General features: G+C 66.1%; 6 protein-coding genes. 4 read left to right on the top strand and 2 right to left on the bottom strand.

What is annotated here, in order from left to right:
* The first annotated feature begins 209 nt into the window (after positions 1–209).
* Both DYI42_RS22630 and DYI42_RS22635 read left to right on the top strand, forming a co-directional pair.
* Positions 210–344: an aa3-type cytochrome c oxidase subunit IV gene (locus tag DYI42_RS22630; protein ID WP_213549214.1), complete on the top strand. Its 135-nt coding sequence runs from the start codon at positions 210–212 to the stop codon at positions 342–344.
* 51 nt (positions 345–395) lie between these two features.
* Positions 396–1,001, top strand: coding sequence for a hypothetical protein (locus DYI42_RS22635; RefSeq protein WP_213549216.1), 606 nt, complete (start codon positions 396–398; stop codon positions 999–1,001).
* 321 nt (positions 1,002–1,322) lie between these two features.
* Here DYI42_RS22635 and rtcR read toward each other — a convergent pair whose 3' ends face one another.
* On the bottom strand, positions 1,323–2,882 hold the full coding sequence (gene rtcR, locus DYI42_RS22640) for an RNA repair transcriptional activator RtcR (protein WP_213549218.1): 1,560 nt from the start codon (positions 2,880–2,882) through the stop codon (positions 1,323–1,325).
* 280 nt (positions 2,883–3,162) lie between these two features.
* On the opposite strand from rtcR, the gene DYI42_RS22645 reads away from it, so the two are divergent.
* Together DYI42_RS22645 and DYI42_RS24610 are read left to right on the top strand one after the other, a co-directional pair.
* Positions 3,163–4,575 (top strand): RtcB family protein, encoded by a 1,413-nt coding sequence (locus DYI42_RS22645; protein WP_213549220.1) that lies wholly within the window; start codon positions 3,163–3,165, stop codon positions 4,573–4,575.
* 382 nt (positions 4,576–4,957) lie between these two features.
* A complete protein-coding gene (locus tag DYI42_RS24610) occupies positions 4,958–5,815 on the top strand; it encodes a pyridoxamine 5'-phosphate oxidase family protein (protein WP_342344726.1) in 858 nt (285 codons plus the stop codon).
* A 776-nt stretch (positions 5,816–6,591) separates the two neighbouring features.
* Here DYI42_RS24610 and DYI42_RS24685 read toward each other — a convergent pair.
* Positions 6,592–6,750, bottom strand: a complete 159-nt coding sequence (locus DYI42_RS24685; protein WP_369334185.1) for an AzlD domain-containing protein — start codon at positions 6,748–6,750, stop codon at positions 6,592–6,594.
* Positions 6,751–6,762: the final 12 nt, after the last annotated feature.

A 6,762-nucleotide genomic window follows, 5' to 3' on the forward strand; every position in this document is an offset into this window, starting at 1 on the left:
CACCCACCCCGCGCGCCCCGCCCGCGTCTGCCATTGCAGGCCGTGGCGCGGGTTGAGGGGGCGGGACGGTGACTTCGGGCCTCCGGCGGGAGATACTTGGAGCAAGAAAATGGAGCGGGCCTGCGCCTTTTTGCCCGGTGCGCTGTATCTTTACCCGGGTGGGGTATTTGCGCTATTGGCGGTGCGACACGAAAATTCGGGAGAGACCCATGGCCGAGCACAAGCATGGCGAGATGGATATCAGCGATCATGAAGCCACGTTCAACGGGTTCATGAGCTTTGTCACCAGGACGGTGGTGGTGATACTTGTCTTCCTCGTGTTCCTCGCTCTGGTCAACGGCTGACGAGCGGGTAAACTCCCCCTGCGTGTGTGGCAGGGCTGGAGGCCGGAACTCATGAAACGTGTTTGGGTGGCAATCCTGTTGCCGATGGTTCTGGCCGCCTGCGGGGCGGCCGAGCCGGTTTGGGCGCCGGATGAGCAGGTGAAGCGCGCGCGCTACAGCCATGCCGCGCCGCCCTCGCTCACCCTGGTGACCGTGATCAACAATGAGAGCGGCGCAGGCGGGCATACCGGGCTTGTGGTCAACGGCAGCCAGCGGGTGATCTTTGATCCGGCGGGCAGCTTCAAGAGCCCGCAGGTGCCCGAGCGCAACGACGTGGTGATCGGGGCCAACCCGCGTGTCATGGCGTTTTACATCGACTACCACGCGCGGCCCGAGTGGCGGGTGATCACGCAGGAGGTGCGCGTCAGCCCCGAGGTGGCGCAGCGCGCGCTGGCGCTGGTGCAGAACAACGGGGCTGTGAAGAAGGCGCATTGCGCCCGCTCCACGACGGCGATCCTGCGGCAGCTGCCCGGCTTCGGCCATGTGAAGCAGACGTGGTATCCGAAGCAGGCGATGGAGGCTTTCGCGAAGACGCCGGGTGTGAAGACCGAGGTGTTCCGCGATCCGGTGGAGGAGGAGGGCGGCTATGTGACGCCCAACCCGGAGTTCTTCCGCTAGGGGAGCTGTCAGAGAACGCGCAGGATCGGCTGTCGGGTTACATCGCTCATCCGGAGCCGGGGTTGCCCTGATCCGGCGCCAGCGCCTGTCAGTCTGAGGATGGAATGGCCGGAACCGCGCGGGCTGAAGCCGATCTGCCGACGGTCGCCTGGAGCGCGGCGCTGAGGACGACACGCCGGGCAGAGACCAAGCCGCCATGCGTTGAAAACGCGGCGAAGGCGCGGTTTGAGCCCATGCCTGCCAAATGCATCACGCACGACCGGAAGCGAAACGCCGGACGCCGACCTGCGCCGCGTGGTGCACCAACGATTGCATGGCCCGCTATTCACACAGCTCAGACCAAGTCAGGCCGAACCGCGCGAGATACTTGCGCAGACGGTCGGCATCGTTTCGTGTTGTGCGTTGTGCGCGGGAGACCGCGAAAAGGCGGCGCCCCGCATCGCTGATGGAGCTGGATGCACGGCAGACCCGGATGGCATTGGCGAGTTGGGGGATGTCGAAGGGGTCGAGAGGTGCGTTTGTCACCTCGGCAACGAGCCTTGCATCGTGGTCCTGCTCGGCGGCCTGCCAACGGCGGCGCAGGGTTTCGATCTCCTCGTCCACCTGCGCACGGGTGATCCGGCCGCGTGGCGCAAGGGTGCAAAGGCGCAGGACTGACCCGCCGAAATCGCGGAAGTTTCCGGGCCAGGGTGTATCCGGTGCGCGGGCGAATCGCAGCCAGGCGTCCCGGGCATCGGCGTTGAAGCCGACACGGGTGCCCAGGGTTCTTTCGGCCCGGGCCAGTTCGTACATCAGGTTTGTCTCGAGATCCTCGGGGCGCTCCCGGAGCGCCGGGAGGCGGAAGGTCCAGAGGTTGAGCCGCGAGAGCAGATCGGGCCGGAAGGCCCCCTCCCCGGCCAGTTCCGCGAGGTCGCGGGTGGCCCCGGCGATGATCTGGAACCGGCTGGTCACCTCGGTATCCGAGCCGAGCGGGTAGTAGCGCCCCGTCTCCAGCGCGTGGAGAAGCATCGCCTGTTCATCGGGGCCGAGCTGATCCACTTCGTCCAGGAACAACACGCCACCGTCGGCCTCGCGCAGCAGGCCCGCACGCTCTGTGCCCGGCTGGCCGGTGAAGCTGCGGCGCTGGCCGAACAGGGCCGGGATCGCGGCGGCGCCCTTCAGCGTGGCGCAGTTGACCGAGACAAGCCGGCCTTTCACCCGACGTCTTTGCAACTTCAGCTCGTAGATGCGCGCCGCCAGCTCCGATTTGCCGGTTCCGGACTCGCCCTGCAGAAGGATCGGCGCGTTGGAGAGGCCAGCCACCTGCTCGATGCGCTCGATGAGGGCGTTGTATCGGGCATTTCCGGTTTCGATCCCGCCCTTCAGCAGGTCGCCGTATTCCCGGGTTTGCTGATCGAAGCGTTGCTGGAGTGCGTCGTAGCGGCTGAGGTCAAGGTCGATCAGGTCGAAGGTGCCAATCTGGTTGTCGCCGCGCGGCGGGCCGGTCTGGATCAGGGCGGCGGGGATGTGGCGCGACTCCGACAGGAGAAACCAGCAGATCTGGCCGACGTGCGTGCCGGTGGTGAGGTGCACGTGGTAGCGCTCGCGATCCTCGTCGAACCCGTAGCTCAGCGCGAAGTCATAGAGCTTGGTGTAAACCTCCTCGAAGTCCCACGGGTCATCCATGTTCATCTCGCGCAGCATCACTTCGGTGTCCCGCGACACCTGCTCGATGTCGCGCTTCACCCCGTGGGCCAGCCGCGAGAATTTCCGGTCGTAGAGCAGCTCCAGCCGGTCCACCGGAAACTCTTCAACCTGGCACAGCGACACCGTGGGGCGCCAACCGCGCCGTTTGCCCATGTCGAGTTGCGTTCCGAGGAAGCCGATGACGACGTTTCTCACGAGGAGACTCCAAGTGGATAAGATACGATACAAGAATATCGTATATCGCTTGGTGCAGTCTTGGGAAGTTCTGTGTATTTGTTGAAAAACAATAGGTTAGGGAGGATTTCTGTTTTCCTCGGTCGTGCCGCCGAATCCTGTCAAACAGTCTCCATCGAAGAAGAGTGAAGAGAAGACGGGTGAATCCGCACCCGAAGACACCGGCGGGCCGGGCCCATTCCCGGCCCGCCATCCACAACCGTCACCCCGGAAACGGGGAGAGTGACCAAAGGACAAGACGATGGACGACCTTAGGATTTCACAGCTGACCGGCAGCGACCTCAAGGCCTGGGGCCACCAGCCCGGCCCCCAGTTTCCCGAGCTGCTCAGCCGCGGCAACGAGATGCTGGCGGCTGGCGAAAGCCGTGATGCCATTCGCGAGGTTCTTGCCAGGGAAATTCCGGTGCCGCCTGTCCACATCGCGTTGCACGAGGCCGGGGCGGTGCCGTTCCACGAGAACCTCACCCCTGCCGACGCCGATGAGGCCGCGAACCTCGACAAGGTGCGCGAGACGATGCGCGCGGTGATGCGGACCCCGACCGTTGTGGGCGGGGCGATCATGCCCGATGCCTGCCCGGCGGGGCCGGTGGGCACGATCCCGGTTGGCGGGGTTGTGGCGGCGAAGAACGCCATCCACCCCGGGATGCATTCTGCCGACATCTGCTGCTCGCTGATGATGAGCGATCTGGGCGATGCCGACCCGGCCGAAGTGTTGGATGCGGCGGCTGAAGTGACCCATTTCGGGCCGGGCGGACGCCCGCAGGGCAACCGCTTCACCGTGTCGCTCGACCTGCTGGATGCCTTCCGGGCGAACCCGTTTCTGAGCAACGCCAAGATCATCCGGGCGGCGCAGGAACACATGGGGACGCAGGGCGACGGGAACCACTTCCTGTTTGTCGGGCGGTCGCGCGCGACCGGGCGGACCGCTTTGGTGACGCATCACGGCTCGCGCGGCCCGGGCGCCAAGCTCTACAAGGCGGGGATGGAGGTGGCGGAGGCCCACCGGCGGAAGCATTCGCCGGCGACGCTGAAGCAGAATGCCTGGATCCCGGCAGACAGTGCAGAGGGCGAGGCCTACTGGGAGGCGCTCCAGCTGATCCGGAAGTGGACGAAGACGAACCACAACTCGATTCATCAGGCCACGATGGAGCGCGCGAGCGCGAGTGCCGGTGAGCGGTTCTGGAACGAGCACAACTTCGTCTTCCGCCGGGGCGACATCTACCTGCACGGCAAGGGCGCGACGCCCGGTTGGGAAGGGTTTGCGCCGGATGCCGATGCGGGTGGGCGCACGATCATTCCGCTCAACATGGCGGAGCCTGTGCTGATCGTGCGCGGCACGGATGCGCCGAATGCCTGGGGGTTCAGCCCGCATGGCGCGGGGCGCAACTGGTCGCGGACCGAGCACATGCGCAGGTTGGGCACCAAGACGCCCGATCAGGCGCTGGCCGAGGAAACGGAGGGCCTCGACATCCGGTTTCACGCCGGGAAGGTGGATGCCTCCGAGTTGCCGTCGAGCTACAAGCCGGCGGCAGCGGTGACGGCCCAGATTGAAGCCTTCGGACTGGCCGAGATCGTGGACCAGATCGACCCCTACGGCTGCATCATGGCCGGAGAGTTGCCGCGCTTTCACCGCAAGGGGCGTGGGCGGCGCTGAGACCAAGGCCGGCTTCATGCAGTCGCGTGGGGCCGGCCACAGGCCCGCCTTTCTCGGCCTTCCAGTGCCGCCACGGCGCACCGAACCGGCGAGCAGATAGGGGGTAATGCACAGCCGGTTGAATGGGGCACTTTCCGTTATTCGGGAGCCCCGAACATCACACCACCGCCAAGTGCTACACCGAGGTTGCTCAAGGCTGGCATGCGGTTCGACCTACCTCAAGGATTGGGAGCGGACTTGCTCTGTGCGGGGCTCGAAGGTCGGCCAGAGGCCGAAAGCCTTCAGGGCGATGCTGCCAAAGGCGGTGAGCGCCGGTGCGGGGAGTGAGACATGACCGATCACGTGTTTCACGGCGGTGAACGCGCGGTGCAGGATCGCGTGGGTGTTCCGGCAGACGATCGCGCACGCCGCCCGCGCCATCCGGGCGGAGATCCCCGCGTCGCATCGCGCCTTCTTCGAGGGTCTGTCGGTGCTGTTTGTCGGACTGCTGGATGTGCGTGGCCGTCCGTGGGCCACGATCTGTCCGTTGCCAACGGGGGCGCAGGCGACGCCCACCCGGTTGACGGCTGACGCCCGGCCCGCGCTGGCCGCCCAGCTTGGCCTCGACCTGCAACCGGGCAGCAAGGCGGCGGCGCTTGGGCTGGATTTTGCAACACGTCGGCGCAACCGAGTGAATGGCGTTGTCATCGCCGCAGCGGAGGGCCAACTGTCGATCGCTGTCGAACAGTGCTTCGGCAACTGCCCGAAATACATCCAGACGCGCGATATCCGTCCACCTGCCGCGGCCGTGCCGCCCGCCAGCGGCAGGCGTGTTGCCATGGGCGATGTGGTCACGCGGCGGATCATTGCCCAAGCCGATACGGTCTTCATCGCGACCCACGCCAGCGACGGGATGGATGTGTCTCACCGCGGCGGGAGGCCCGGTGTCCTGCGTCAGAATGCCGACGGCGCACTGTCTGTCCCGGATTATGCCGGCAATCGATACTACAACACGCTTGGCAACATCGAAGTCAGCGGCCGCGCCGGAGTGTTCACTCCGGATTTTGCCAGTGGCGAGGCGATTTTTTTGACGGGCAGGGCCGGGATCGACTGGTCTGCGGCCCGGGCCCGCGAGTTTGAGCGGGCCGAGCGCGTCGTGGACATCCAACCCGAGGCTGTCTGGTATTCGCCCAATGCGGTGCCGCGCGCCACCGTCGCAGCGGAACAAGAGGCGATGAACCCTGATTTGCGCCGCCCGTAACCCGGGACGGCGAAAGGGTGACGTCACCCAACCTGTGCCTGCGGCAGTCAGAAGGTCTGCGTCCGCGCGGCCGACAGGGCCAGGGCCAATGACCTGACCGTGGGCAGCATGGCGTTGAGGGCGCAGGTGGTGGCTTTGGGGGCCCAGGCACGCTTCATTGAATCTGCTTCAGCCGGGCCCCAGGGCCGGCCGGTACACCGCTGCAAGACGTGTGGCCTTGGCAGACTCCATCAAGCCACTGGCCACCTTGGCGGACTTGTCGGTCCTCTCCAGGTGTTTCGCCACGAACCCGGCGGTATCCAAGGTGGCTTGCCGTCCAGCACGGCAACGTTGACGGGCCATCCGATCTCCTCGGTGAGATCACCGAGGCATGAGCTGATGGTATCGGCGAACAGGGCGAGGCAGGCGGCATTTCGGCTGTTGCCGGGGCTGAGGGTGTTCACCCGGTAGAGCCCGTCATCCAGGCAGCGCCGAATGAAACCTTCCTGCTCAAGGGTCGCCAGGCGCCGCAGGATCGCGGGGCACAGCAGGCGCCTCTCCACCGTGGCAGACCTGATCGAAACCGAGCTTCCGCGCCCGCGCCCACCACCGTTGTCGCCACACTGGTCCGGATGGTGGCCGAGGCGCGGTGCTTGGGCCGCTGGGCTACACCATCTACCTGCTGCTGAGCGGCTTTTTCCTCGCCGCCGTTTCGGGCATCGGCATCGGCCTTGCGATGGGCACCAGTGAACGCGTGTTCTACCTCTTCGAGCCGCTGGCCGAAATTCTGCGCCACATCAGCCAAGCGCCCAGGTCGCCCCGTAGAACGCCCCCAGCCCGGCGAGGATGGCGAAGAGCAGGGATTTGCTGCGCCAGCCGGTGAGCACGGTGGCCAGCGCGGCCAGCAGGCGGGGGGCGTCTGTGACGCCGTCGGTGGCGGCGGGCCAGGCGAGCATGGGGGCGACGAG

This window comes from Vannielia litorea (assembly GCF_018424695.1).
Classification (GTDB): Bacteria; Pseudomonadota; Alphaproteobacteria; order Rhodobacterales; family Rhodobacteraceae; genus Vannielia; species Vannielia litorea_A.

Coding starts and splice junctions, on each gene's coding strand:
- DYI42_RS24685 (WP_369334185.1), bottom strand. CDS start 6,750: ATGCTCGCCTGGCCCGCCGCCACCGACGGCGTCACAGACGCCCCCCGC.
- DYI42_RS22645 (WP_213549220.1), top strand. CDS start 3,163: ATGGACGACCTTAGGATTTCACAGCTGACCGGCAGCGACCTCAAGGCC.
- DYI42_RS22630 (WP_213549214.1), top strand. CDS start 210: ATGGCCGAGCACAAGCATGGCGAGATGGATATCAGCGATCATGAAGCC.
- DYI42_RS22635 (WP_213549216.1), top strand. CDS start 396: ATGAAACGTGTTTGGGTGGCAATCCTGTTGCCGATGGTTCTGGCCGCC.